We start from the raw sequence: 26,412 nt of genomic DNA, 5'->3' as shown, positions 1-26,412 counted from the left end.
TCCTTAAAAATTTTCTATCAGCTTTTGAATACAAATTTCCCTTTCAAAATTATTCACCAAATATTTATAACCATTCTCGCCGTATGTGCTGAGTGAAATTTTATTTCTGTAAATTTCTCTCACTAACTTCTCTGCTGCATGAATATCTCCATGAATGCAACTTAAACCACAATCGGCATTTTTAATTATACTGTGCCCATCACTTTCCCTATTCAAAAAAGCTAAAACAGGAAGTTTTGCAGCCATATATCCAAGAATCTTCCCTGGCACCACAGGAGTTTTGTTTTTGCTGGATAAAGATACAAGCCCCACATCACAATCCTTAACAAGATAGGGATATTCGTCTTTAGATACAAAGGGCTTGAAAATAACATTATTTAAATTCTTGGCTCTGGCTAAATCCTGTAGTTTTGTTTTCTCCATGCCATCACCAACAAATAGGAACACCAAATCTTTTAAATCCTGTAACTTTTCAGCTAGTTCTATGACAAAATCAAGACCTTGAGAGGGTCCTATAACTCCGGCGAAGAGTATAATGAATTTATCCTCTATGTCATATAGCTTCCTGTATTTGTTAGTCCTTGACAGCCCCTCAAACTGTTTTGTATCAATCCAATTATGAAGGACTATAAATTTGGTTGCAATGTCTGGATGATTCTTTTTTAAAAAGTATGAGTTACCCTCAGAGTGGACAAAAATTAAATCTGAGTTTATGTAAGCATTTCGCTCCATGTATTTAAAAAACTTTATTAAAAGAGGATTCTTTAATACTCCTAAATCAATAGCATTTTGAGGGAATATGTCCTGAACATTTAGGAAAAATTTTGCATTAAAAATTTTCTTGAGCTTAGTTCCAAGCATTGCAAGTGGCAGAGGAGGGCTGTAAACAATAATTATGTCTACTTTTTTTAAGTATTTTTTAATTTTACTCTCAAATATATAGGGCATGCTAATCTGAGAAATGCCTCTGATAATAAAATTTACTTTGTGATGTGGCAGAGTTTTTATTCTAATGACCTTAATTTGATTTTCTTCAGTAAACTCTGGATATTTTTTATTCCTCTGCTCGTTGGCTAAATTATATTCTGGATAGGTTGTAGCAACAGTAACCTCAAAACCTTTGTCTCTCAACCCTTCAGACAGCTCCAGCATCAAATGAGAGGCGGAGCGAATCTCTGGAGGATAGGAATCAGTTATTAATAGCACCTTCATAGGTGAATTACTGTACCCTTTGAGAGAGATTCGTTGATTTTGAAGGTTGCAAGGGTGGAGTAATAAATTTCATCGTAGGTTATTTTTGGTTTTTCATTCCCTTTGATTACATTTATGAAATGAGATAATTCTTCCTTATAGCCTATCTCCTGATTTAAAGTTTTAAACTTTTTAGTCCTGCCCCCTAACCAGAAATAAGAGTTTTTGAAATCTTCAATAATTAATGTCTTACCCTCAGAGTAAACCTCTATTCTCTCTCTTGAGAATGCCTTATCTCCTGAGGCAGAGTAGAAAATATTACCCACAGAACCTTCCCTGAATTTGATTACAATTGAAACGTTGTCGTCATTAACTATGGTCTTATTGTTACCAGAAACTCTCTCTGCATAAACCTGCAAAGGTAAACTATTTGTCAGATAAATAATCAAATCAATGAAATGACATATCTCTCCAATAATTCTTCCCCCTCCCTCTTCTTCAGAATGAACCCAGTGCTCAGGTGGAACAAAGCCAGCGTTGACTCTGTAATTAATCATTAGCGGGTCTTTACGATTATTCAGGAAACTTTTTAGTTTTTCAGTATGAGGGGAAAATCTTCTATTGTAACCAACCATAAGAAAGGGAAGAGATTGTTCATCATCCGTCAGAGAGGAATATATATCTGTTATCTCTTTTAACTCCTCTTCATTGATACATAATGGCTTCTCTACAAAAACATGCTTTCCTGCCTTCAAACATTCTATAACCATTTTTGCATGAAGACGGTGTGGGGTTAGTATGACTACGGAGTTTATTTCTTCATTTTTTAAAATCTCTCTATAATCAGTCGTAACATTCTCAAAGCCATATTTTTTTGCAACATGATATGCATTTATACCAGAGCTTGTAGAAAGAGTATGAAAGCGAACATCGGATAGCTTTGACAGAGCTGGAATCAGTAAAGCCTTACCGAATAATCCAGCGCCGATTACCCCCAATGTTACAGAAGAAATTTTTAGTGCCTCTTTTATCTTTTTAAATCTTTCCTGTGTTATCTCTCTTTCAGCAGAGTATTTTAGAACAACCCCCACATAGGGTCCGCCTCTGTTATTCATCATATTCTCATAAACTTGAACAGCCTCTTCGATTGGGAATCTGTGAGTAATGAGTTGCTCCAAATTGACCTTTTTTTCAGAGATAAGTCTCAAAAACTCCTCAAGATTTCTATTCTCTGTCCATCTAACATAGCCCAACGGATAATCAATGCCTTTATTTTCATAGATTGGGTCAAGACTACCAGGACCTGCTGCCTTGGAGACTATAAGTTCTAATTCTTTATGCCAGAGTTCATTTCTATCAGGGTGAATATCGGCAACTCCTACAACAACAATTCTGCCGCGAAACCTTGCTATATCTACTGCCAAATGAATAGGAGCATCAGATTTTGTTGCAGCAGTAATTATTACAGTATCTGCACCAAATCCATTTGTGTATTTATCAACCAAATTTTTAAAATTCTCAGCATCTGAGCTAACTTCATCTACTCCTAATTTTCTTGCCATTTCAACTTTTGACTCATCAATATCAAATCCCATAACCATGAAACCATACGCTTTCAAAATCTGAATAGTTAACAATCCAAGCAAACCAAGTCCAATAACAGCAACCCTTTCACCAAAGGTTAGATTACCGCATCTTATACCATGCATGGCAATTATCCCAAGCATTCCAAAAGAAGCTTCTTCAAAGCTAACATTTTCTGGAATTCTACAGCAAAGATTCTCAGGCACTGTCACATATTCTGCATGAGAGGCATATCCCGCACCAATGCAAGCAACCCTGTCACCTGGGGCAAATTTATGAATATTACCTCCAACTTCAACTACAACTCCTGCAGAACTGTATCCAAGAGGTACAGGATTGTCCAGTCTTCCCATTGCTTCCTGAAAAGTTTTCAAGAATCCCTCTTTCTTTGCCTTATCTAAAAATCTCTTTACCAAATCTGGACGGGCTCGTGCCTTACCCAGCAACGATTTTCTGCCGAGCTCTATTATTGAGCGTTCAGTGCCAATACTCACTAATGATGCATAATTTTTAACTAACAAGGTATTTGCTGCCAAGTTTGGCACCGGAACATCAACCAATTCAATCTTTCCCGTGCGATAGTTCTGGATTAGTTGCAGCATTTTTTAAACCACTCCACCGTTTTCTCTACGGCAGTTTCTCTATCATAAGGAAGCTTGCCATCACATACCTCTAAAATGGGAGATAAATCAAAAACATATTCAGTAGTAATGTTGTTAAGCCTAAAACTTGTGAGGGGCACATTGGTCCAACCTAAAAATTTTAACATATCTCCAACTTTTGCAAAAGTTTTCGCCATCCACATCGGCATTTTGTGAATTCTCGGAGCTTTCATTTTTTCTCTTACCAACTCAGCAAAATCATGTAGATCTGTTGGCTCTGGGTCTCCTACATAGAAAGTCTTTTTATGAACTTTTTCACTTGGTGCAAGTAAAATACTATGTATCTCATGGGCGATATTTTCCACGTATCCCATGGAGCGTTTATAATGACCATGCCCTATATGAAAATACCAACCTTGCTTGATGGCTCTAAAAAAATTAATATAAGGTTCAATCATCCAAGGTCCCCAAACAGAAATAGGTCGTATGATAGTCCATTCAAAGGGCAAATTCTGCCAATTACGTACAATCTTTTCCCCTTCTACTTTACTTTGTCCATAAGCAGTAGTTGGCATATAATCCTCATCATGCTTAGGAATATATCCCATTTTGCACACAAGCAGCGATGAAGTAAAAATAACTCTTTTTAAACATCCTTCCCTGATCCCATTTACCCTTTCACTCATTAAGCCACTATAATCTATTAATGCCTTAATCAAATTCTTCACTCCCTGCATGTTAGGAGCAAACTCCTGTATGTCTGTTATAGAGTGGGCTCCTGTCTTTGCAGCAAGATGGACTACGTATTTTGGTTGGAATTCAAAAATAATTGACTTTAGTTTTTGATAATCCATAATGTCACAATTTTCCCAATATTTGTGATGTTCTTCTTTAAATGGAGGCTTTATATCAATGTTAATTACTTCGCAACCTTTTGACATTGCATAATCTACATAATTTGTTCCGATAAAACCTGAGCCACCAGTAATGAGAATTTTCATACACATTTCTTGTCAATGTAATATATTATAAATATCCATTATTCTTTTAGCATTCAATTTAGCATCAAAATACTTATTAACTAACCTTTTTGCACCTCTACCAAGTTTCTCTAGTAAGGCTCGGTCTTTGTATAACAATTCAATTTTCTCAGCAATTTTCTCAGGATCTGGATAATCAATACAAATACCAGTTTCCATATCTATAATAGTATCTGGTTTAGGATTTCTGACAGCAACAATACTCGGAATTCCATAAAATCCCGCTTCAAATACAGGTCTTCCAACTGCATTTAGATGAGATGGAAAGACTAAAAGATCAATTTTAGTATAAAAAGTATTAACATCTTCAACAAACCCCATGTAAATTACGTTTTCTTCAAAATTATGAATTTTGATGAAATCAAGCAAATCTTTTTCTGTATCCTCATAAAGCTTCAATTTTTTTAGAATCACCCTAAATAAAGAATTTTTAATCTCTCTTGTATTTAATCCTGCTATTATAAACTTAATATCTTTAATTTCCTTTTTTAACAATAAAATTTTAATTGCTTCCATTAGTTCGTATATTCCTTTTGCACGATATAATACACCTATAAAGCCTACAGAAAAACAGCGACTTGATTTACTTGTATTTAGATAATTATTTATCTCAAATCCATTATGGATCGTTTGTATTTCCCGCCTGGTTAGTTGGAGTAAATTTTCTCTAACAGTCTCATCAATAGAAATAATTTGATCTATGTAATTGTCCAATATATGTTTGAAAAATTTGATTCTCAAATTTTTTTTATCGTGAATTAGACAACGGACATGAAGAATAACTTTTATATCTTTTTGAAAAAATTTTATTATCGGAGCATAAAAAAAGAAAGTAGCATCATTTAAATGAACAATATCAGGTTTTATTGAACGTATTATCTTGTAAAGTTTGAGAATAGAACTTGCCAGAAAAAGTACTTCTCTAAATAATACTAACCATCGTAAACCCCTATAATGTCCATATTGAGTTATATCAAACTTAGATATCCATCTTATTCCAATACAATTAAATTTCTCTTCATCAAAGTATTTTTTCAATTTTTTTATTGTTAATATTGATATACTTACATTTTCATTAAATTCTAAGAGTTTATTTATCAAATAAAGTAAACTTTTAGTTGCACCGCCAAAGCTTGAAGCTCCATATACATATAAAATATGCATTTATTTATCCTCTTATTTAAATGTTATACATTTACATTATTATATTTTTTGATATTTTTGCTTTTTTAAGCAGGCAAAACTTACATCCTTAAATAATAGTAATTTTTGATTTTCTATTAAAAATTTCCTCTATTTTTGATTTTATTTTAGTAGCCTCATTTTCATAACAAAAAATTCTTGCTGCTACCGATGAATTTTGTTTAAATTTTAAAATAGCATCTGCTTGCAAAGAATTTAATTTTTTAGCTAAAGAGTAGGGTTTAAAATTTTCACTGACAACTCCAAGTTCATATTGCTCTACTATTTTTGACATTTCAGGGGAAGGACCAATAGCAACCATTAGTCTTGCCTGTATAAATTCAAAAAATTTATTTGGTAAGGAAAACCTTGTATTAAAATTGGTATCTTCCAAAAGATAAAGCCCTATGTCATAATTATGAAGGGAAGTAATTATTTGATTGAATGGAATGGGATCTAAAAATCTAATTCTCTCTTTAAATGGTTCAGATTTTCTCTTTAGCTCGTTTATATAATTTTTATTGCCAACTAGATAAAAATCTAAATAAAATCTATTGTCTAAATATTTAAACATGTAAATCATGTTTTCTAATTTCCTATCTCTATTTGCAATGCCATGATGAACACATTTTATTTTTTTGTCACATACAATGTTAGGACTTAAATTATTATAAAAAGGAGTACTGTAAACAACTATTGGCTTTATACCGAAATTTTTTTCATATGCGTCAGATAGACCATTCGATACTGTCATAATTAAGTCACATTTTGATAAAAAATTTTTACATATAATTTCTCTGAAATCAGATTCAAAAAATCTAAAAAAAAAGGAATTTTCGAATTCCAGAGGATAGTATTCTCTTAGATCACATATTACCATGTTGTTCTTATCTTTTAAATTCATAACTATAGGTAAAAACTCTAAATTTTCTATGACAATTAAATTATAAACTTTAAATTCAATTTTTCTTAAATTTGAAATTCGAGCTAACTTTTCAGTAATTTTTATTTTTGCTGTTAGAGAAGGGGAGAATTTTCTAAATAGTTTTAAAAATCCTCTGGAAAGTTTACTTGTCATTGTCGTGTTTAAATTAGGTATTACATACTCTTTATTAACTTTTAACTCTGAACTTTTTTTGTGAGAAAATATATCAACTGTAAAATTTAATTCGTTTAAAAGGTTAATAATCCTGTTTGGTCTCGGATTTTTACTTGGGTCTGCTAAACAACATACTAATGCTCTAAATTTTGATTTATTTTTCATTTCTTTGTCTATTAATGAAAACATCTACAATAATATTTGATGCAATGCCCTTACCATATAAACCTGATTTGATTTCATTAGTACAAGTATTAATTTTTGAATAAACTTCCCTTTTTATTTTCTCTTTATCTGTACTTGCTAAAGAATTGAACCCAAGCTCCACCAACTCTACCCATTCCGTCTCTTTTCTTGTAATTACACACGGAGTTCCGAAAAAGTAACCTTCCTTTTGCACTCCACCAGAGTCTGTTATTATGAGCTTTGCATTCTTTTCTAAAGCTAACATCTCAAAATAGCTCACCGGATCTGAAAGAATCAGATTTTTTGAATTCCGTTCAAATCCAGTCTCATTAATAACTTTTTTTGTTCTTGGATGAACAGGAAAAAATATTTTGAATCCTTCTAAAGCAAGTTCATTTAATGCTTGCCAAATGTTTCTAAAATTATCAATATTGTCAGTATTTTCAGCCCTGTGAATTGTAACTAAAATATAATTCTTAGACTTTAGATTATATTTAGACAAAACATCTCTTTCATTAACTTTTTTAATTGCTTCAAGGGCTACATCATACATAACATCTCCTACTTTATAAACACCTTCAATTATGCCTTCTTTTTTTAAGTTCTCAACCGCTAAATCTGTAGGAGCAAAAAGATAATTAGAAATATGGTCAGTCAATATTCTATTTATCTCTTCAGGCATATTTTTATTGTAACTTCTCAAGCCTGCCTCTACGTGTGCAACAGGAATGTGAAGCTTTGATGCAGCAAGTGCTCCTGCCAAAGTAGAATTTGTATCTCCATATACTATAACAATCTCAGGTTTTTCACTTAATAATATTTTTTCTATTTCAATTAGCATTTTACCAGTTTGCTCTCCATGCAACCCAGACCCTACTCCTAAATAATAGTCTGGTTCAGGAATTTCAAGTTCTCTAAAAAATATTTCTGACAGATTATAATCATAATGCTGTCCAGTGTGAACTAAGATTTCTTTTATGCCCTTTTCCCTTAATTTTCTTGTAATAATACCCGCTTTTATAAACTGAGGTCTTGCACCAACTACGGATAAAATTTTCAACATTGTTTATTGAACTTGCTAATACATTTAGCGATTTTTACTATTTTCCAAATATATATTCGACTATTTCCTCTAAACCCTGTAAATGTTTCTCCATATTATAAAATTAATAACTCTCCACAGGAGAAATCCTTCTTTGAATATTTTACCACTCCCATAGTCTTTCAGAAGCCTGTTTAAACTAAGATAATCCTTTATTAGGTCATTATTTGAATGTAAGATGTCCTCAATAAAATCTCTCTTACTCAAAAGCCAGTTTTTCTCTGGTGTTGCAAAGCCAACCTTGTCTGTCCGCAGACGAATCTTTTCTGGAATAATTCCTCTCATGGCTTCTCTCAAAATATACTTACTCCATCCTTTATGAATTTTATATGTTGATGGCATTTTGAACAAGCACTCAATAAGATTTATATCATCTGCAAAAGGGGTTCTTGACTCAATGCTAAATCTCATTGAGTTTCTATCCTCATACCTTAGCAAAGTTTTTAAATTCTTACCAGTAATATATTGATGAAGTTGTTGATTAAGAGTTTTAGGCAATTCTTCCACATACTTTTCAATCCTATATTTAAATTTGCTTAGAAACTCCCTATTAAAATACTTAGCCCTGTTAGTTAATAGTAAGTAAAAGATGGCTAATAATCTATCAGGTATCGTATGAGCAACGAAGTTTCTAATGAATATATGTGTTAAATTCTTTATTGAAATAGGAGAATTTCTTATATTTTTCAATTCGTTACAAAATGTTTTCAAATCAAAATTCATCAAAATCTCTCTATAGAAAACTGGATAATATCCAATGTAACCTGTAAAGAGTTCATCTCCTCCCTGTCCATCAAGCAGAACCTTAACGCCTTTTTCTTTTGCTAACCTCATGACACTGTATTGGGCATATATACTTGTAGAGCCAAAAGGAATTTCTTGATAGTAAATCAAATCCTCTAAATCATTTATCAAATTTTCTGCTGTGGGATAGGTTTGATGCCATTCAGTTTGCGTATGTTTTACAACTGCCTCAGCGTATTTGCTCTCATCAACTGCTTTGTCTGTATAAGTAGCCGTAAAAACATTCTGCTTGAATCCTACTTGTGGAACAGTTTCTTTCTTTATAATTTCATTTATTACACACACAATAGTAGAACTATCTAAACCACCACTTAGGCAAGAACCTACAGGCACATCTGACCTCAATCTTAGTTTTACAGCATTAAATATCAGTTCTTTAACTTCTTCTCTATATTTCCACAATTGTTTTTCATCAAATTTTTCATATTTATCAACATATGCCAACTCATAATATCTCCATTCTCTAAAAGAAAAGTCATCAAGATTTAGAATAAAAGCACTGGAAGGATATAGTTCATATACTCCCTTGAATATTGAATTGTCCTGTTCTTCATAACCTAATAATAAATAGTCAAATATAATCTCTTCCTCTAATTCTAATTTTTGATGAGGAAGCTTCAATAATGCTTTTATTTCCGAAGCAAATGCAAACACTTTGTTGTTGTTTAGGTAATAAAAAGGCTTTACACCGAATCTATCTCTGGAACCAAAAAAAATATTTTTTCTCCTGTCAAATATAACAAAAGCCCACATTCCATTGAATTTCTTAAGACACTCAGTTCCCCACATATCATATGCAGCTAATATAACCTCAGTATCTGTATTAGTGTTAAACATGTAGCCATATGTTCTTAACTCTTCTCTTAATTCAATATAGTTATAAATTTCCCCATTAAATACAATCACATATTCCTCTTTTCCCCTTTTATAAATCATCGGTTGATGACCTAAGGGGGAAAGGTCAATAATAGCCAGTCTTCTGTGTCCGAGGGCAAAATTTTCTCCAAAATAGAAACCCTCTCCATCAGGACCTCTGTGAGCCAAGGTATCGGTCATGATTTTTATCTCATCTCGGAGAAGATTTTGGTGTTTATATACTATTCCAGCAATACCGCACATTTAGATTGACTCATAAATATTTCTCATATACGCTTTTTGTGATAGATGCTACATATTTAGGATCGTGCCATCTATAGACATATTCTAAAGATGCTTGACTTTTCTGAATTAGTAAATTTGTATTCTCTATATACTTGCTTAGTTCCTCTTCTAGATTAAATGGATTTACATTTATAATTGTATCCTTTAGCTGTTTTGCCATTTCTTTTGGTATAAATTTCAAATCCTCGTCTCTTATAAACACTGCAACAGGCTTTCCCATTTTCATAACCTCTACTGCTAAGCCTCCATACCAGCCGATAAGGACTTGGTCAATTACGATATGAGCTTTTTTATATAAGTTTAGCGCATCTTTATTTGGAATATTTTCAATTATTAAAATCTCAATATTTTTGTATCTATTTTTAAGATTTTCTAAAGCTTTTAATATATATTTTGAACCTTTTGCTCCTCTGTTTGTTGGAGCATGAACTAAACAGAGCTTGTTTTTTATCTTATAATCATCAAATTTAATACTATCCCACCCAGCAACTGCATATGGCAAAAAACTACTCTTTTTCTCAGGCAAAAAATACATTAGATCAGGGTTCACTGTAAAAATATGGTCTGCATATTTTGAGACTTTTTCAATTCGCTTTTTCTTTATGTGATCTCTATCTCCACTATTACATATACCTCCATAACAATTTTCCTCAAGACAAGCGGAAAATTGAGTCCTTTTTATCGTAGGATATTTTTGTCTTGCATCACAACCATTGTAGGTAAATACTTTTTTACCCTTATAGAATGGTAAATCAATCAGATGTATTCCATAGTTAAAATAATCTATTAGTGTGCTACCAAAATTAAAATGAAAAACATCATACTTATCCCTCACTTCAAAAAAAGTTTTAATTTTCATTATTAATTTTTCAAATCTTGTTTTGTTTTCCAAATGCAAACAAAAATCGTAAGGGTAATCTAACCAATTTTGCTCAGTGAGAAGAACTTTAGATTCCAAGCCAAGCTTTCTCTCTGCTTGAGCTAAACTCCAAGGCATTCCTCCTACAGATGTAGGTAAGTGCAAGACTCTCATGATAACTTCTTTCCATGCACAGTTATGCCGTAAAAATCTTCAAATTTATGAACTATTAAGAGGCCTGATTCTTCAAACCAAGTAATAACCTCCTCCAAAGTATGTCTTGAACAATCTTCAGGGTGATACCAGTCATAATTAACTAATCTATTCTCCTCAAAAGTAAGATCATCATTCCAAAAACATTTCATAAAGAAATGATAGATAAATCTCTGAATACTATATTCTCCTCCAACAATACCCAACTCTTTAATAGTAGGAACTTTTATAAAACAATTTGTGTCACTAAGTGTTTTGCCTAATATGGTTATTTTATCTGCTAATTTCATGGTTTCGTCATAGTTCATTTTTTTATGATATTTCTAATATAATCATCTGTAAACTCTCTTATGGGAGCTTTTTTCTTATAAACATATATAGCTATTATCCCTTCTTCTTCAAGTATTTGGATTAAATTATTAAAAGCAGTCCTTGGATCTTTAGTATGGTGCAACACTTCTTGGCAATATATAAAATCAAATTTACCTAAATCCCTTAGATTACTTAATAAATCTCTTTCATAGAAAAAAATATTCTTATAACCTTTAAGATTTTTGTGGGCAATTGAGGCTGAGACCAGATCAATGCCTATTATCTCGGTTTCGCAAGGGCTATTTTCTCTGAGCAATTTCGTTACTCTTCCATTTCCACATCCTGCATCAAGTATCCTTTTTTTGTTTTTTAAAAACTCTCTTAATTCTTTTAAATCTTTCCAACCATTTCTATTTAAAATCCAATTTTGAATTTCGCTTCCTTCTTTATTTGTTATTTCAAAAAAAGCCTTTTCATTTTTTTCCCATTTGTCCCTGAAACTTCTCTCAGTATTCGTCATTGAAATCCTCCTTTATTAGTCTTTGTAATCCTTCTTTTATAGAAATTTTAGGTACATGAAGTAAAGTTTTCATTAAGGTAATATCTGCTATTAAATCATTCTGGATTTCTTCTACTCTTTTATAAATAGGTTCTATACCTGTTATCTCCTGTATTTTAGTACAAATACCCTTTATCGTAACTATTTCGTCTCCTGCTATGTTGAAAATGTACTCACCATTTAAATATAAAGTTTTTTCTATTGCTTCAACAGCATCATAAACATAAATAGGATTTATGCTTATACCCTCTTCCCCATTTAATAATATTTCTATTTTATTTTTGACATTATTAATCAATCTTGGGATTAGCATTGACTTGTTTTGTCCTGGACCATAGACAAAAAATAAGCGTAAAATAACGAATGTTTTAAACATACGAGCATAATTTCTTAAAAGCATCTCCGCACTTAGCTTACTATTGAGATAAAATCCCAATTTTTCATTTGCATTTATCTCCAAAAATTCTTTTACTGGTTGATTTGGATTTGTATAGACACCCCCGCTTGAGGCATATAAGAAAAATTTTACATTATTCTTTATCGCCCAATTAGCCAATTTTATCGGTGCGACAACATTCACTAACAAAGTATCCTCGCTCCCCTCTGGGAACTCCCTGAATCTTCTGGATTGGGCCAGATAATATATAGCATCAATTTTAGTCGGCAATTCTTGAGTATCAAATTTAGTTAAATCCATTTCTTTAATAAATACATTATTGTTAGTTTCAAATTGAATCCCTGTCTTTTCTCTCACAATAGCATAAATTTTATTTTTTTTACTAAGAAGTGCAACTAAATGTCTACCAATTAAGCCATTTGCTCCAGTAATTAAAATATTCATCTATTTTTTCTTTTTTAGTTCAACTAGATTTCTTATGAAAGGAAAAATTTTTTGCTTGTCAATTAAAAAAAACAAATAAGCAAAATTAATTAATAAATATAGAGAAATCTTTGTAATAATCGATTGATTATTTGCTGAAATAAACAAACTAATGACAAAACTCATTATGGCAAATAATAGAATAAAAATTATCTTTTCTAATTTATAGGGAATAGGATAATATCTCTGAGAGATAAGAATATTCAAAGAAAAAAATATTATCGATGATACTAATGTAGCCATTGCAGCACCATTAAATCCAGTTAATTTAATAAATATGTAGTTTAAAATGCTATTTATCAGAAAAGCTGTAATTGTAATAATAAAAAAAATTTTTGTTTTTCCTCTAATCCACATTCCGGGCGTAAATATATAACTATTCAAAAAAAAAGTAGCCATTGTTAGAAAAGGAATAGCAGTATAGGAACCATAGTAAGATTCTGTTGTTAGTAATACTATTAAATCACGAGAAAAAATAATTGTAAAAGATGTTACAGAAATAACCAGAAAAATAAAAAAAAAGAAAAATATGAGCAATCTTATTTGGGGTTTCAATGTCACTATAATCCCTATATATTAGTGGCATAAGTGAATTTTGAAAGCCATACATAAATAATCCAGCTATAGTTGAAAATCTATATGCTACGCCGTATAAGCCTAAATCATTTATTCCTAACATATAGTTTATAAAGATTCTATCTTCGTAAATAAATCCTATCATTGCCATGCTTGATAACATCAAAGGAAAAGAGAATCTAACAAGTTTTTGAAATTTCTTATATTTAAATATAATTGCGTAATCATCTCTTGAATAATAGATTGCCAAAATAGTAGTTAAAAAATTTGTTATTATCTGTGCTAAAAATATTGCTTCAATTTTTAGATTGTAATGAATCAACAAAGGTATTGAAATAGTAATCGTTAGAGTTGAATTTATTATTGAAATGATTAGATGTTTTCCTGGTTCTACTCTCCACTTAAGAAGATTTATTGTAAAGTAAAAAAGACCATTAAAAAATATAGAAACGCTACCTAAAATAAAAATTTTTTTAGATGTCTTTCCCCCAATCAAAAATTCTGCAAGACTTTCAGCAAAAACAATGCATTTCAATAAATAGATTGAATATATAAATAAGGTGAATAGGAAGGCTGTTGATATATATTCTTTGTTTTGCTTCAAATTTTTACTTTCCTGATAATATCTTGCTATGGCTTGTGTGATTTCTACAGTAAATATAATATTTATGAATGTAAAGACAACATTAAACAAATCAAGAACTCCATAATCATAGGGAGATAGAAATCTCGTATATATTGGTAACAAAAGAACCTGCAAACCTTTTATTAAAATATTACTCAAGAAATATAATAAGCTATTTTTAAAGAATTCCTTTATCATGCGATGTCATCATGTTTTCTGATTAAATTAACAACAAATTTTTAGATTTAAGAAATCATAACTAGCCAATGATAGATTTGTAATTTACTTGAAAATGATTATTTTATTAAATATGAGGTTTTATCGCAGCAAAAATAGAATTTGAACCATAACACTTTTTAATATCAATAAGTTTTCCAACTTTTGATAAGTAATCCATTATACTATTCTCAGTAAAATAATGGAAATGAAGATTGTCTATAGGAATTCTATTTTTGAGTTTAAATTTTCTCTTTTTCATTTCAAATTCTAATAATATTAATTTTATAGGTATCCTCAGAAAAGTTTTCATAAATGAAAATAAATTTCCTTACCATGAATTTCTCCTGATGAAAGCTGTCATGCTATGCTCCCAAACAATACAAGGATCATGTAATCCCACCCAGAAAAACACTATGCTATCTTTATGAGTTACTAATTTAATTTCATTCTCAACAGCCTTTAAATCTTCAAAGTGGTCTAAACTAGTTGAAAAAACTAAAATATCAAACTTTTGATTAATATATTTGTGTAAATTCTCAAATTTTCCGTTAATAAAAAGGTAATCTCGAGTTAGTTGTGTAATTTTCAGAGGATCTAATCCTATGTATATGTATCTATTATTTGATACTAAATCTCTTAAATAAGGAGGTACTTTAATATACGAACCGCAACCTACATCTAATATTATTCCTTTGTTTATCTTAGATTGAATTAAATTTTTAGCTATGAATGATTGGAAATCTCTCATCAAATATAATACCTCTTCATTAATTTTCTCATTAAATTGAGTCTCTAAATATTCTTGTTCTGAAGCTAATTGTTTGCTTAGGCAACTTAAATCATCAATTAGTTCAGTCTGAATAGTTTTAAATTTTTGACCTTTTACGTCAATAAAATATCCATTTTCTATAGAAAAATTCATTTTTTCAAACATTATTTATTATAATAACATCAAAATCATCTATTTAAAGCAAATCCTAAGAATGAACTTCTATTAAAGCCTTAAAACTCAATAAGCTCCAAATTAGAAGTCTTCTATTTTTTCTACCACTAAAATGGTCATCTATTAAATCTTGAATTATTTTCCTGTCTAAAAATTCGTAAATTCTTGCCTTGGGATTTAATAGAACTTTTCTAACAAAATCAATACTTTCTCCTCTAAACCAGCTGCTATCAGGGGCTGAGAAGCCCTGTTTAACTGAGTTGCTAATTTCTTCGGGGACATATTTTTTCATCATCTTGCGTAGGATGACTTTGCCATCATTGGTTTTTTTGATATTTCTTAAATCATTTTCATCTAAATTAGCAAAGTTTTCAATATTTGTAATCTTTAGATTAACTGGTATTTTTTGTGCAAAATCAACTAATTCATTATCAAGAAATGGAACGCGAGATTCAAGGCTGTGTTTCATACTTAATTTGTCTTCAACTATTAGTAATCCATGTAAAAAAGTTTTTTGTTCAAAATACATAGCTAACTCTATATTTTCATCTGAAGAATAGTTGTTTTTTCTAAAATTCTCAGGAATAACCGAGACAAAAATCTCTCTTGGATTAACAGTGAATTGTCCCTTAATTGGTGAGAAAACGTTATGAATTACTCCAAATGGAAGCAATCTAATCCAAAATTTGAAATATTTTTCCACAAATTCATCAAAAGTTTTTGCATTTAATACATGGTAATATCTCCAAGGATAACCTCCAAAGAGTTCATCGCCACCACATCCACTAAGAACAACTTTAACAAATTTACTTGCAAGTTTAGCAGCATAGTAATTTGGATAGCTCTGTCCAACTCTTGTATCTTCAAGATGATAAACGAGGTCATAGATACATCTTTGCATATCTCCGGCTTTAAGAACCATTTCGTAATGTTCTGTTTCAAAGAGATATGCCATATGTTCAGCCTTTTCTCTTTCATCAAAAGTTATCTCCAAACCACTGGCACTATGAAGGTCAAATCCTATGGTAAAAGTTTTAAAAGAGCCCTTTTTTTGTCTAAAATGCTTAGATGCTATAGCGGAGATGGAACCACTATCCATTCCACCGCTAAGGTAACTACCTACCTCTACATCACTCAAGAGTTGTCGATTTACCGCCCTCTCAAAAACCTCTTCTAAATTTTTTATTAAATCTGCTTCTTTGCCCTTAAATTTTACCTGAAATGGCTCAAAATCCCAGTATTGCTGAATTTTTGCTTCAAGATTAGATTGTGAGATAATCGCGCTGAAATCGCTTATAGCTGTTATTAAAGATTTGTGACGAGAATGAAAATAAGTTTTTCCTATTTCTTTTTTTCCAAGGCTAATTTCAATATAATGTCCTGGCAGAAGTATTTTTGCATCCCTCCAGAAAGTCCTATCTGTGAAAAAATTCTGAAATGAGAAGTACTCAACAACGCCGTTAAAATCCATATCTTTTTGAAAGTAGTCATATTGCATAAGAGCTTTTATTTCACTTGCAAAGAGTAATGTCCAGCCAGCAGGTTCCTTAATTAGAGAATAATAAAGTGGTTTAATTCCATACTTGTCCCTCACAAGATAAAATTTTTTCTGAAAGTTGTCATAAAGTGCAAAGGCAAACATACCATTAAACTTTTCAATACAATATATTCCCCATTCTATGTAAGCATAAATTATTACCTCAGTGTCGGTATGGCTTTTGAACTTATGTCCTAATTTTTCAAGTTCTGCTCTTAATTCTTGAAAGTTGTATATCTCTCCATTGTAAACTATCCAAATATTTTGTGATAAGTCACTCATGGGTTGATGACCTGCCTCAGTCAGGTCTAAAATGGCAAGCCTTCTGTGTCCAAGGAAAATGTCCCAGTCATGTCTATTTAATTCTCTAATAACTGGTTCATCTTGAATGTCTGGTATCAAAGGGGCGAGCTTAGAATATCTTTTGTCAGATAGATTCATGTGAAAAGAATGCCCTTTAATGTGTCTGCATCCTGTATGAAAATATAAGTATCCAGCATCATCTGGACCCCGATGAGATATTACATCTACCATTTTTTTAGTTGATGGGAAATGAACTGTTTTATGATTTAAAGCAACACAACCCGCTATTCCGCACATGGTAAATAAATTAATCTATTGTCACATTATAAAACATTAATTTTTTTCCACTCTATCAATTTCTTGAGCCCTGCTTCTAAAGTGTATTTATATTTAAAGCCAATCTCCTTTTCCGCCTTTTCAGGAGATAATACTCTATTTTTTACAAACTGCCTCGCATCGTCTGGACTGTATGGTTTATATATAATTTCATTTTTTGCTCCTGTTAAGTTCAGAATTAAATTGACCAGTTCTTTTATAGAAGTCTGAACGCCTGTACCAACATTGTAAAACCCAAAAGGTGTATCTGATATCAATGCGCATATATTAGCTCTTGCAGCGTCTTCAACATATATAAAGTCATAAGCCTGAGAACCGTCACCATTAATGTAAATTGGTTCATTAGTCTCAACTTTGTTAAGCATTATTGGAATCACACCGGTATAGGCAGCCTTCTGATCCTGATTCGGGCCAAAAACATTGGCATACCTTAATCCTATAACAGGAAGCCCATACCTATCATTGAAAGCTGTACACATGGCTTCTCCTGCAATTTTTGTCGCTCCGTAAAAATTTTTGTTATTAAAAGGATGGTTTTCTGTCATAGGTGTCTCTAAAGCATCACCATAAACAGAAGCAGAAGAACTAAAAATTAATTTTTTTACTTTATGTTTCACACATGCTTCTAATACATTAAAGGTTCCCGCTATGTTTACTTCAAAGGCAGTTCGTGGGAAATCTTTACAATGTAAAAGCCACATGGCTGCAAGATGGAAAACATAATCAATTCCTTCAAATGCCTTATCTAAAATATCTATATCTCTAATATCTCCTCCATAAGGGAATATTACACATCTTGGATCTTCAAGAGAGGCCTTTATGTTTTCAAATTTTCCTCTTGTAAAATTATCATAGATAATTACCTCCCTGATAGGATGTTTTAAAAGTTCACTTACCACGAAACTCCCAATAAATCCAGCTCCTCCAATTACCAGTATCCGAGCATTTTCTAATTTGTCTTTCTCCATTACTTAACCTCCTAAATTATCCTTTTTATCTATTTACATAAACGCACTGATTACTTCTGAAATTTCACTGTCTCCCATCAACGGCTCGATTGGCAAGCTCAATACACTGTTACTTGCTATTTCTGAGTTGTCCAGACTACCAAAAATCTCAGACCTACTCCGGAATAGTTTCATTTTATGAAGAGGCACAGGATAATAAATCATAGTTTGAATACCTTTTTCTTTCAAATCCCTTTGCAATGCATCTCTTCTGCCATCCTTTACAAAAATTGTAAACTGATGAAAATTGTGATAATAATCTTCTGATGGTGTGAATGGAAGCTTTATATTGTTTACATTTCTTAAGCCCTCAATATATGATTTGGCAATTTGTCTTCTTTTTTCATTAAACTCATCTATATACGGGAGCTTTGTAAGTAAAACCGCAGCCTGCAAAGTGTCAAGTCTTGCTTTATAGCCAATGTGGTCTACATTATATTTGTCTTTACCTCCATGCACCCTGAGCATTCTTATTATTTCTGCAAGTTCATCATCATCTGTTGTGACAGCTCCAGCATCTCCAAAGGCTCCGAAATTTTTTGAAGGAAAAAAACTAAAGGCTCCTGTGTCACCGAAACTGCCAACCTTTTTGCCTTTGAAAATGCTTCCAAATGCCTGCGCACAGTCCTCTACTACGAATAAATCATTCTCTTCGGCAATTTCCATTATTTCATCCATATTGCAGGGCAAACCGTAAAGATGAACCGGTAAAATGCCAACAACCTTTTTCCCATAAAATTTAATAGCATCTTTTATTTTTGATGTATCAATGTTGTAAGTATCTAAATCTATATCTACAAAAAGCGGAGTTGCTCCACTTCTTAAGATTGTGTCTCCTGTTGCTGTAAAGGTAAAAGGCGTAGTTATAACCAAATCGTCTTTTGACCAATATTCTTCACCCTTTTTCTTGATAGCCAGAGCTCTTAAACTTAAAAGAAGTGCATCTGTCCCTGAGGCAACACCAATAGCATGTTTTGTACCTATATATTCTGCAAGCTTATTTTCAAATTCTTTTACCTGCGGACCTAAGATATATTTAGCTTCTGCTATAGATGATAATATTGAATTATCTATCGTTTCCATGATATGTCTATATTGTTTTTGTAAATTCAATATTGATATTTCTCCTTCTCTCTTGAGAATATTATCAATGTCTGAAAGAACCTGTCTTGGAGTCATTACCTTTAAACCATATCTATTGAGGTTTTTATCTCTGCTAATTATTATTCCATCTGGGGCAATTCTTCTGAAAGATTCTGCAATAAGAGCATCTTCTGAATCGTCAGCATCCATTGATTTAAGTGCCTCATAACCGGAGGAGGTTATTACAGAAAATCTTGAAAAAAAGATTTCCTTAAATTTTAATTTGTCAATTTTATATTTGGTTAGAAAATAATCAAGCGTAGGTATCATTGAAGCAGTAATAAAAAGTTCAACATTTGAAGATGCTAATTTATCAAGAAGTTGCTTTGAGACTTTGTCCCTAAGCAATACCGCATCGAGAATTACATTAATATCCACTAAAATTTTAGTATCCATATTTATCCTCTAAATGCTTATTCCATCTCTTTTTCCAATTAATTTTTTTCTGAGGAAATTCTCCCACTGTTTCCCATAATTTTTCAGTAAAGGTTTTTTCTATTCCCAATTCATTTCTAATCTCTACCTCTATTTCTTCTTTATTTTCAAAACCTTTAATCATGGGTATCATAAATCCTCCTTTTACTCTCTTTGCTTTTAATCTCATATTCTTTCCTCCAAAGGTTTAAATATGCTATCTTTTAATCTATAAATACTTCCACAATTTGGACAAATAATCTTTCTCTCTGAGTCTGATTCTCCTAAAACATTTCCATTTATTTTATCTTTATTAATCAGTATTACTCCACATTTACAAACCCACCCAATTCTTTTTGCTGGAACACCTGCAACGAGTGCATAGTCTTCCACATCTCTATTTACTACCGCACCTGCTCCAATAAAGGCATATTTTCCAATTGTTATCCCGCAGACCACGGTGGCATTTGCTCCTATTGTAGCTCCTCTTTTTACAAGAGTTGGCCTAAATTCATGCTTCCTCTCAATAAAAGCCCTCGGATTGTATACGTTTGTAAATACACACGAAGGTCCACAAAAAACTTCATCTTCAAGAGTCACACCTTTATATACAGATACATTGTTCTGAATTTTGCAGCGATTGCCAATAATGACATCAGGTCCAATTGCGACATTCTGTCCAATGATGCATTTTTCTCCTATCTTCGTACCTTTAAGTATGTGGCTAAAATGCCATATTCTTGTGTCTTTACCTATCTCTACTCCATCATCTATGATGGCTGTTTCATGAGAGAAATAATTTTTATTTTCAGATAGATAAGTTATTGGCATGCCATTAATTATAGATTTTTCAGCCAGTTCGAGTATCTTTAGAACCTTAAGTCCTTCATATCCATCAGTGAGAGGATTTTTCCTCTCCTGCACACACTCAATAAAATGCATCAATTCAAGTTTAAGAGGTTCTGAAACTTCGACTGGAATAATCTCATAATCAGCCTTCTGTGCAACAGGTATTTTACCCTCTTTCCATTCAATTTTATGGGGATAAATGAAGAGTTTTTCTTTGCTCACATCGTCAAAAACCGCCATTGCCTTTGAGCCAACTACTATAAGCTTTTGTTCTTTGTAGGGATGAAGCCAGCTTACAAAAATATGTGCTTTTATGCCGCTCTTGAATTCAAGATTTGTAATAGTTGTATCATATATACCCCTATTAATATAGTCGCCTCCTGTAGCGTATATTTTTGCAGGCTCTTCTTCTACAAGCATTAATATGACAGATATATCATGAGGAGCAAAGCTCCAAAGGATATTCTCTTCTGTGCGAAGTTTTCCTATGTTTAACCTATTTGAATAGATATACTGAACCTTGCCGAGTTCTCCCGTAGATATCAAATCTTTAAGTTTTCTTACAGCAGGATGATACTGTAGAATATGCCCAACCATCAAAACTCTGCCTTTCCTTTCTGCGAGTTTAACGAGTTCCTCACCTTCACTTGTTTTCAATGCAAGAGGCTTCTCAACAAAAACGTCTTTATCTGAAAGCAGTGTTCTTTTTACAATTTCATAATGAGTGGCTGCTGGAGTTGATATTACTACAGCCTTAATCTCGGGGTTAGAGAGAATATGCTCAAACGAATCTGTAAAATTTATTTCTGGGTACTGTTTCTTAAATTGTTTTAGTGTAGATGGATTGACTTCACAGGCCGTGTGTAAAACTCGCAGTTCATGGAGATTACGAAGTATGTTCTTACCCCAATATCCAAGCCCTATCTGAGCAATAAATTTTTGTCCTTTCACTTTTTGTCCTCCTAAGCTCTGATAACCTTACCTTGGTATCTATTAATCTCCTTTATCAACCCTCTTGTATCAACAACAAAATTAGAATGCTCAACTATAAATGAAGGGTCATACTGGCTATGATTGGTAGCAATAACAACGCAGTCATATTTTGCAAGATTCTCAGGAGTTAACTCCACTGAAACTTTGCTGAATTTGAATCTTCTTGTTTTTGGCATTTTAGGAATATAGGGGTCATTGTAATCAACTATTGCTCCCTTTTTCTCAAACAGTTCAAAGAGTTTGAAAGATGGGGATTCCCTTGCGTCATCCACATCTTTTTTATATGCAAGCCCAAGTATTAAAATTTTTGCATCTTTTATGCACACTCTTCTTTTATTTAAAGCTTCTATGGTCTTATCTACCACAAAGTAAGGCATGTGAGTGTTTATCTCTCCAGCAAGTTCAATAAATCTGGTTGGGAAATCGTATTCTCTTGCTTTCCATGTCAGATAAAAAGGGTCTATAGGAATACAATGCCCACCTAATCCAGGTCCGGGATAAAAGGCTTGAAAACCAAACGGCTTTGTCTTTGCTGCTTCAATTACTTCCCATATATCTATGCCCATTCTGTCAAATAATATCTTAAGCTCATTAACAAGTGCTATGTTTACTGCTCTATAGATATTCTCAAGAAGTTTCACAGCCTCTGCAACTTTTGTAGAAGAAACCGGAACTGTCTTAACTACGATTGCATCATAAAGAGTTTTAGTAATTTCAAGACACTTACAAGTATACCCTCCTACAACCTTAGGTATTTTGGAAGTACTATACTCTATATTGCCGGGGTCTTCTCTTTCAGGGGAGTAGGCAAGATAAAAGTCTTCTCCTGCCTTGAGTCCTGTGTCTTCAAGTATTGCTCGCATATCCTCATCAGTTGTGCCCGGATATGTGGTTGATTCAAGAACAATTAGTTGACCTTTTCTTAGATATTGGGCGATAGTCTTTGAAGTATTGAAAACATAAGACATATCTGGTTCGCGATGCCTATTTAAGGGGGTTGGAACACAAATTAAAATACAATCCGCTTCAGTTAATTTAGAAAAATCAGTTGAAGGCTCAAATCTTGGGAGAATCTCTTTAATTTTGTCACTATTTATGTGTTTGATATAACTTTTTCCTTCCTTAAGTACTTTGATCTTTTCTTCATCAATGTCCAAACCAATTACCTTAAATCCTGCCTTACAAAACTCAATTACGAGAGGTAATCCTACATACCCGAGACCAATTAATGCTATCTTAGCATCTCTTGATTTTATCTTATCAATGAGTACAATATGAGTACTTGCCATTATTTTCCTCCCCAAAAAGCTTATTTAGTTACTTATTACTTTTCTCTTTACCCAATGCTCCGCCTCCTCAGTTACATGGGCATTAAGATAAAGCCGTAGTAACCGAGCAGGCTAAAAACGTATTAAGCCAGTTCTACTTCAGAGGCATCTATTTTAACACTTACAGACCTCTGAAGCATATGTATTGAGAGAATAAAATAATGTTGCTTCTCTTTTTTCTTCAGTATTCCCGTTGCTCCTGCAAGAGGACCGCTTTTTATTCTTACTGTCTGTCCCTCTTTAATATAGGGATACGGGTCTATTTCTCTTCCGTTTTCTATTGCCTTTCTAAGTGGAACTATTTCCTCCTCTGGCACAGGCTCTGGTTCACCGCAAGGGTTTTTTATGAAACAGACTACACCTGGCGTTTTAAGCACTCTAAGTATCAATTCATAGCTTTTCTCTAAACATACAAAAACATAGCCCGGGAAAAGAGGAAACTTAATAAGCTTTTTCCTGTCCTTCCATCTTCTAAGCCTTTCGACAGCAGGAAGAAATGTCTCTATTCCAGCTTTTGTTAGTCTGTCAAAAACCTTAAACTCATGCCTTGATTTGACGTATATACAATACCAGTTTGCTCCTAATTCTGCCACAGGTAGTACACCTTTGCTTTTATATTTTCAAGCTCCGCAAGCTCTTTTGGCTCAAAAGTTGCCGCTAAGATTGCGTCAAAATCAATATTATTTATCATATCCTTTCCGTAAACCTCACAGTCATAAAACCTCTCTCTTCCATTTAGGCTTACAACTCCAACAATACCTACAGGTAAACCTTTGGATGCAATATAGCAAAGCTCTGCAAGCTCATCACTTCCCCAAAGAATAATTCTTTTATCACCAGCCTCAAGAGCCTGTGCATATGTCTTGTCTATTTTATGCTTAATTTCCTTGAAATAGTTAAAAGACCTTGCCATGTAATTACAGGTAAGCTTTGTTTTTTCAACTATTCCTTTAGGTGTGAGGATATACATGATTCTTCTACCGTTGAGATTTCTTATCTTTATGTAGCCTTTCTTTACAAGTCTTTTTATGTAAGCATTTGTAAGGCCGAGTGCTATTCCAAGCTTTGAAGACAAGTCTCTTTGTGTGATTGCAGGGTCACTCTGTATTTGCTCAAGAATCCGCAGAGAGATTTCGTCGCTGTAATTATCATTGTTCATACTATGAACATTAACAGATTGCCGATATTTGTGTCAAGAAATAAACTTAAATGTTCAATCCGATGTCTTTTCTGTATTGCATACCTTCAAATTTTATTAATTCAATAGCTCCGTATGCTTTCTGCCTTGCTTCAGCTATGTCCTTCCCTATTGCTGTAACTCCAAGCACTCTTCCTCCGTTTGTCACAATTTCACCTTTTTCATTAAACTTCGTTCCAGCATGAAAAACAACAATGTCCTTAATGCCCTTTATCATTTCAAGACCTTTTATAGGAGAGCCCTTTTTATACTTACCCGGATATCCCTCAGAGGCGAGTATAACACATACGGAGGCATCATGTTTCCATTTCACATCTATTTTATTCAGTTTGCCCTCCCATACGGCCATGAAAATATCAAGTAAGTCTGTCTCGAGACGAGGAAGTATTACCTGTGTTTCAGGGTCTCCAAATCTACAGTTGAATTCAAGAACATATGGCTTGTTTTCAACAATCATGAGTCCCGCATAAAGAATTCCTCTGTAAATTATTCCTTCTTCTCTCAATCCCTTTATAGTTGGCTTTATTACAGTATTTAAGATTTCCTTTTCGAGTTCAGCTGTGATTATGGGATTTGGACTTAATGTTCCCATTCCTCCAGTGTTCGGGCCTTCGTCGCCGTCAAGAAGTCTTTTATGGTCTTTCGAAGTTACCATGGGCAGGATGTTTTTACCATCTGTAAATACAAGATAAGACACTTCTTTTCCCTTTAAACATTCCTCTATTACAACTCTCTCACCAGCAGCGCCAAAAATTTTTTCTTTCATTATTAATCTTAAAGCCTCTGTGGCTTCTTCGTATTTCTCACAGACAAAAACACCTTTACCGGCAGCAAGTCCATCAGCCTTTATTACTATCGGCGTTCCTTTAAGCCTGATGTATTCTTCTGCATGCGTATAAGAGGTAAAGACTTTGTATTCGGCCGTTGGAATTTTGTGCCTTTTCATAAACTCCTTTGCAAAGACTTTACTGCTTTCAAGCTGAGCGCCTGCCTTGGTAGGCCCGATTATTTTTCGTCCTTCTTTCTGAAAAATATCAACTATACCCTTAGCAAGAGGCTCTTCAGGACCAACAACAGTTAAGTCAATCCATTCGTATTTAACGAAATCAAGCAGAGATGATAAGTCTTTGCTCTCTACCTCTACACACTCGGCAATCTCGGCAATTCCTGCGTTGCCGGGAGCGCAGTATATTTTATCGACAACTCTCGATTGAGAAAGTTTCCACGCTATTGCGTGTTCTCTTCCTCCCGAGCCTATAACTAAAACTTTCATCTTCTATCCTCCTCTGTCTTTTTGACTAACCAGAATATGACACCTATGACAAGAACCGATGCCACAAGGGCAGCTATGAATTCGATGCTTTCGTGTTTCAAAGTGGCAATCATAACCTCTCTTATTGTTGTAACAAGGGCAACACCAACAAATACGCTTATCTTAAATTTTCCGCCTCGTAAATGGGCTATCTCTGTGTTTATTAACTCAAGCATGACCCAGAGGATTAAAACAGAGCCGAGGGCTGTGACTATTGTTTGTTCAAGCTTTCCTGTAAATATTTCGTATATATCCCTCGCACAGAGATACATTACAGCTCCTGTAAGAAAAATTAACCCTAAGATTAACGCTACACTTGTCAGTTGAGCAAACATCTCGCCGAATCTTACAATTCTTCCCCTAACCCTGTATGCTGCTGAATATCCCTTTACTTCTTCTTCAAGATATGCCGAGGTTATTACATCCAGGTTTATGTCAAGAATTTTATTGATTGTTATCAGATATTTATCTCTGTCTTCTATTAGGTCAACTTCTTCGCATACTATATCGGCACAGGCATTTCTGATTATGTTGATAGCTCTTATCATGAAATGGGGTTCTACGCCTACTTTTTCATGTCTTTGCCCTATTCGGATTAGGTTATCGTAGTAGTAGTTGTCGTATTTTCCAGAGAAAAGATTAATAAACCACACACGAATAAGCTTCATTACATGCCTTAGGAGAGACTCATTTTTAAAAACTCTCTTTGCTGACTCGGTAGTGTTTATCCACTGATAAAGAGCTTCTACGGCCTTATCAACTCTTTTCTCCATCAAAGGCTTAAGTTCAACAAGCCTTCTTTCATCGTCTCTTGTAAAATAATAGTTTGCCTTAATCTCTTTAAACGGTCTCATC

The 26,412-nt window shown here is 33.0% G+C and carries 23 protein-coding genes; all 23 read right to left on the bottom strand.

The genetic code is table 11. The features are described 5' to 3' along the window. Positions 1 to 3: 3 nt before the first annotated feature. The 23 genes from ACZ430_RS10050 to ACZ430_RS09940 all read right to left on the bottom strand — a co-directional run bounded on the left by ACZ430_RS10050 (position 4) and on the right by ACZ430_RS09940 (position 26,411). On the bottom strand, positions 4 to 1,212 hold the full coding sequence (locus ACZ430_RS10050; protein WP_297213187.1) for a glycosyltransferase family 4 protein: 1,209 nt from the start codon (positions 1,210 to 1,212) through the stop codon (positions 4 to 6). Next, positions 1,209 to 3,377 carry a bi-domain-containing oxidoreductase gene (locus ACZ430_RS10045; protein ID WP_297213190.1) on the bottom strand — a complete coding sequence of 723 codons (2,169 nt, stop codon included), beginning with the start codon at positions 3,375 to 3,377 and terminating at the stop codon, positions 1,209 to 1,211. Before ACZ430_RS10045 ends, ACZ430_RS10050 begins: the two co-directional genes overlap by 4 nt. Continuing rightward, the gene (locus ACZ430_RS10040) at positions 3,365 to 4,378 is read right to left on the bottom strand and encodes an NAD-dependent epimerase/dehydratase family protein (protein WP_297213193.1); all 1,014 of its coding nucleotides are present in this window, start codon (positions 4,376 to 4,378) and stop codon (positions 3,365 to 3,367) included. The genes ACZ430_RS10045 and ACZ430_RS10040 overlap by 13 nt, the downstream gene beginning before the upstream one ends. 12 nt (positions 4,379 to 4,390) lie before the next feature. Continuing rightward, positions 4,391 to 5,581 carry a glycosyltransferase family 4 protein gene (locus ACZ430_RS10035; protein ID WP_297213196.1) on the bottom strand — a complete coding sequence of 397 codons (1,191 nt, stop codon included), beginning with the start codon at positions 5,579 to 5,581 and terminating at the stop codon, positions 4,391 to 4,393. Positions 5,582 to 5,669: 88 nt separating this feature from the next. Further along, positions 5,670 to 6,863 carry a glycosyltransferase family protein gene (locus ACZ430_RS10030; RefSeq protein ID WP_464910587.1) on the bottom strand — a complete coding sequence of 398 codons (1,194 nt, stop codon included), beginning with the start codon at positions 6,861 to 6,863 and terminating at the stop codon, positions 5,670 to 5,672. Next, positions 6,853 to 7,944, bottom strand: coding sequence for a non-hydrolyzing UDP-N-acetylglucosamine 2-epimerase (gene wecB, locus ACZ430_RS10025; protein WP_366934819.1), 1,092 nt, complete (start codon positions 7,942 to 7,944; stop codon positions 6,853 to 6,855). Before wecB ends, ACZ430_RS10030 begins: the two co-directional genes overlap by 11 nt. A gap of 72 nt (positions 7,945 to 8,016) precedes the next feature. Beyond that, positions 8,017 to 9,909 (bottom strand): asparagine synthase (glutamine-hydrolyzing), encoded by a 1,893-nt coding sequence (asnB, locus tag ACZ430_RS10020; RefSeq protein ID WP_297213204.1) that lies wholly within the window; start codon positions 9,907 to 9,909, stop codon positions 8,017 to 8,019. Between the two features lie 10 nt (positions 9,910 to 9,919). Then, positions 9,920 to 10,948, bottom strand: coding sequence for a hypothetical protein (locus ACZ430_RS10015; protein WP_297213206.1), 1,029 nt, complete (start codon positions 10,946 to 10,948; stop codon positions 9,920 to 9,922). A gap of 32 nt (positions 10,949 to 10,980) precedes the next feature. Continuing rightward, positions 10,981 to 11,331, bottom strand: coding sequence for a hypothetical protein (locus tag ACZ430_RS10010; RefSeq protein ID WP_297213209.1), 351 nt, complete (start codon positions 11,329 to 11,331; stop codon positions 10,981 to 10,983). Then, positions 11,328 to 11,855 carry a class I SAM-dependent methyltransferase gene (locus ACZ430_RS10005; protein WP_297213212.1) on the bottom strand — a complete coding sequence of 176 codons (528 nt, stop codon included), beginning with the start codon at positions 11,853 to 11,855 and terminating at the stop codon, positions 11,328 to 11,330. The genes ACZ430_RS10010 and ACZ430_RS10005 overlap by 4 nt, the downstream gene beginning before the upstream one ends. Beyond that, complete coding sequence (locus ACZ430_RS10000; RefSeq protein WP_297213215.1) at positions 11,842 to 12,735, bottom strand: NAD-dependent epimerase/dehydratase family protein; 894 nt, start codon at positions 12,733 to 12,735, stop codon at positions 11,842 to 11,844. Before ACZ430_RS10000 ends, ACZ430_RS10005 begins: the two co-directional genes overlap by 14 nt. Before the next feature lie 502 nt (positions 12,736 to 13,237). Continuing rightward, the gene (locus ACZ430_RS09995) at positions 13,238 to 14,173 is read right to left on the bottom strand and encodes a lipopolysaccharide biosynthesis protein (RefSeq protein WP_464910586.1); all 936 of its coding nucleotides are present in this window, start codon (positions 14,171 to 14,173) and stop codon (positions 13,238 to 13,240) included. 349 nt (positions 14,174 to 14,522) lie between these two features. Beyond that, positions 14,523 to 15,128, bottom strand: coding sequence for a methyltransferase domain-containing protein (locus ACZ430_RS09990; protein WP_297213221.1), 606 nt, complete (start codon positions 15,126 to 15,128; stop codon positions 14,523 to 14,525). Positions 15,129 to 15,171: 43 nt separating this feature from the next. Continuing rightward, entirely contained in the window at positions 15,172 to 17,274 is a 2,103-nt protein-coding gene (gene asnB, locus ACZ430_RS09985) for an asparagine synthase (glutamine-hydrolyzing) (protein ID WP_297213224.1), read from the bottom strand. Positions 17,275 to 17,300: 26 nt separating this feature from the next. Beyond that, on the bottom strand, positions 17,301 to 18,281 hold the full coding sequence (locus tag ACZ430_RS09980) for an NAD-dependent epimerase/dehydratase family protein (protein ID WP_297213228.1): 981 nt from the start codon (positions 18,279 to 18,281) through the stop codon (positions 17,301 to 17,303). Between the two features lie 33 nt (positions 18,282 to 18,314). Continuing rightward, positions 18,315 to 19,859, bottom strand: coding sequence for a DegT/DnrJ/EryC1/StrS family aminotransferase (locus ACZ430_RS09975; RefSeq protein WP_297213232.1), 1,545 nt, complete (start codon positions 19,857 to 19,859; stop codon positions 18,315 to 18,317). Beyond that, complete coding sequence (locus ACZ430_RS09970; RefSeq protein WP_297213235.1) at positions 19,849 to 20,067, bottom strand: hypothetical protein; 219 nt, start codon at positions 20,065 to 20,067, stop codon at positions 19,849 to 19,851. The genes ACZ430_RS09975 and ACZ430_RS09970 overlap by 11 nt, the downstream gene beginning before the upstream one ends. Further along, the gene (locus ACZ430_RS09965; RefSeq protein WP_297213238.1) at positions 20,064 to 21,677 is read right to left on the bottom strand and encodes a Gfo/Idh/MocA family oxidoreductase; all 1,614 of its coding nucleotides are present in this window, start codon (positions 21,675 to 21,677) and stop codon (positions 20,064 to 20,066) included. Before ACZ430_RS09965 ends, ACZ430_RS09970 begins: the two co-directional genes overlap by 4 nt. Before the next feature lie 11 nt (positions 21,678 to 21,688). Then, positions 21,689 to 23,008, bottom strand: a complete 1,320-nt coding sequence (locus ACZ430_RS09960; RefSeq protein WP_297213241.1) for a nucleotide sugar dehydrogenase — start codon at positions 23,006 to 23,008, stop codon at positions 21,689 to 21,691. Between the two features lie 122 nt (positions 23,009 to 23,130). After that, positions 23,131 to 23,640: a UpxY family transcription antiterminator gene (locus ACZ430_RS09955; RefSeq protein ID WP_297213244.1), complete on the bottom strand. Its 510-nt coding sequence runs from the start codon at positions 23,638 to 23,640 to the stop codon at positions 23,131 to 23,133. After that, positions 23,628 to 24,206, bottom strand: coding sequence for a winged helix-turn-helix transcriptional regulator (locus tag ACZ430_RS09950; protein WP_297213247.1), 579 nt, complete (start codon positions 24,204 to 24,206; stop codon positions 23,628 to 23,630). Before ACZ430_RS09950 ends, ACZ430_RS09955 begins: the two co-directional genes overlap by 13 nt. Positions 24,207 to 24,252: 46 nt before the next feature. Next, on the bottom strand, positions 24,253 to 25,518 hold the full coding sequence (purD, locus tag ACZ430_RS09945) for a phosphoribosylamine--glycine ligase (RefSeq protein ID WP_297213250.1): 1,266 nt from the start codon (positions 25,516 to 25,518) through the stop codon (positions 24,253 to 24,255). After that, a complete protein-coding gene (locus ACZ430_RS09940; RefSeq protein WP_297213253.1) occupies positions 25,515 to 26,411 on the bottom strand; it encodes a protoglobin domain-containing protein in 897 nt (298 codons plus the stop codon). Before ACZ430_RS09940 ends, purD begins: the two co-directional genes overlap by 4 nt. Between the last annotated feature and the right edge of the window lies 1 nt (position 26,412).

The sequence above is a fragment of the Thermodesulfovibrio sp. TK500a genome, from assembly GCF_055381765.1.
The sequence above is the reverse complement of the archived record's forward strand: the minus strand, read 5'-3'. Positions and strand labels throughout refer to the sequence as shown.

Bases quoted from the DNA above. Each gene is read 5' to 3' on its own strand.
- ACZ430_RS10000 (WP_297213215.1), bottom strand. From the start codon at position 12,735: ATGAATATTTTAATTACTGGAGCAAATGGCTTAATTGGTAGACATTTA.
- asnB (WP_297213224.1), bottom strand. From the start codon at position 17,274: ATGTGCGGAATAGCGGGTTGTGTTGCTTTAAATCATAAAACAGTTCAT.
- ACZ430_RS09940 (WP_297213253.1), bottom strand. From the start codon at position 26,411: ATGAGACCGTTTAAAGAGATTAAGGCAAACTATTATTTTACAAGAGAC.
- ACZ430_RS09995 (WP_464910586.1), bottom strand. From the start codon at position 14,173: ATGATAAAGGAATTCTTTAAAAATAGCTTATTATATTTCTTGAGTAAT.
- ACZ430_RS10005 (WP_297213212.1), bottom strand. From the start codon at position 11,855: ATGACGAATACTGAGAGAAGTTTCAGGGACAAATGGGAAAAAAATGAA.
- ACZ430_RS09960 (WP_297213241.1), bottom strand. From the start codon at position 23,008: ATGGCAAGTACTCATATTGTACTCATTGATAAGATAAAATCAAGAGAT.
- ACZ430_RS10010 (WP_297213209.1), bottom strand. From the start codon at position 11,331: ATGAACTATGACGAAACCATGAAATTAGCAGATAAAATAACCATATTA.
- asnB (WP_297213204.1), bottom strand. From the start codon at position 9,909: ATGTGCGGTATTGCTGGAATAGTATATAAACACCAAAATCTTCTCCGA.
- ACZ430_RS10035 (WP_297213196.1), bottom strand. From the start codon at position 5,581: ATGCATATTTTATATGTATATGGAGCTTCAAGCTTTGGCGGTGCAACT.
- ACZ430_RS10015 (WP_297213206.1), bottom strand. From the start codon at position 10,948: ATGCCTTGGAGTTTAGCTCAAGCAGAGAGAAAGCTTGGCTTGGAATCT.
- ACZ430_RS09990 (WP_297213221.1), bottom strand. From the start codon at position 15,128: ATGTTTGAAAAAATGAATTTTTCTATAGAAAATGGATATTTTATTGAC.
- purD (WP_297213250.1), bottom strand. From the start codon at position 25,518: ATGAAAGTTTTAGTTATAGGCTCGGGAGGAAGAGAACACGCAATAGCG.
- ACZ430_RS10045 (WP_297213190.1), bottom strand. From the start codon at position 3,377: ATGCTGCAACTAATCCAGAACTATCGCACGGGAAAGATTGAATTGGTT.
- ACZ430_RS09980 (WP_297213228.1), bottom strand. From the start codon at position 18,281: ATGGAGAAAGACAAATTAGAAAATGCTCGGATACTGGTAATTGGAGGA.
- ACZ430_RS10050 (WP_297213187.1), bottom strand. From the start codon at position 1,212: ATGAAGGTGCTATTAATAACTGATTCCTATCCTCCAGAGATTCGCTCC.
- ACZ430_RS10030 (WP_464910587.1), bottom strand. From the start codon at position 6,863: ATGAAAAATAAATCAAAATTTAGAGCATTAGTATGTTGTTTAGCAGAC.
- ACZ430_RS09975 (WP_297213232.1), bottom strand. From the start codon at position 19,859: ATGGATACTAAAATTTTAGTGGATATTAATGTAATTCTCGATGCGGTA.
- ACZ430_RS09970 (WP_297213235.1), bottom strand. From the start codon at position 20,067: ATGAGATTAAAAGCAAAGAGAGTAAAAGGAGGATTTATGATACCCATG.
- ACZ430_RS10040 (WP_297213193.1), bottom strand. From the start codon at position 4,378: ATGAAAATTCTCATTACTGGTGGCTCAGGTTTTATCGGAACAAATTAT.
- ACZ430_RS09950 (WP_297213247.1), bottom strand. From the start codon at position 24,206: ATGAACAATGATAATTACAGCGACGAAATCTCTCTGCGGATTCTTGAG.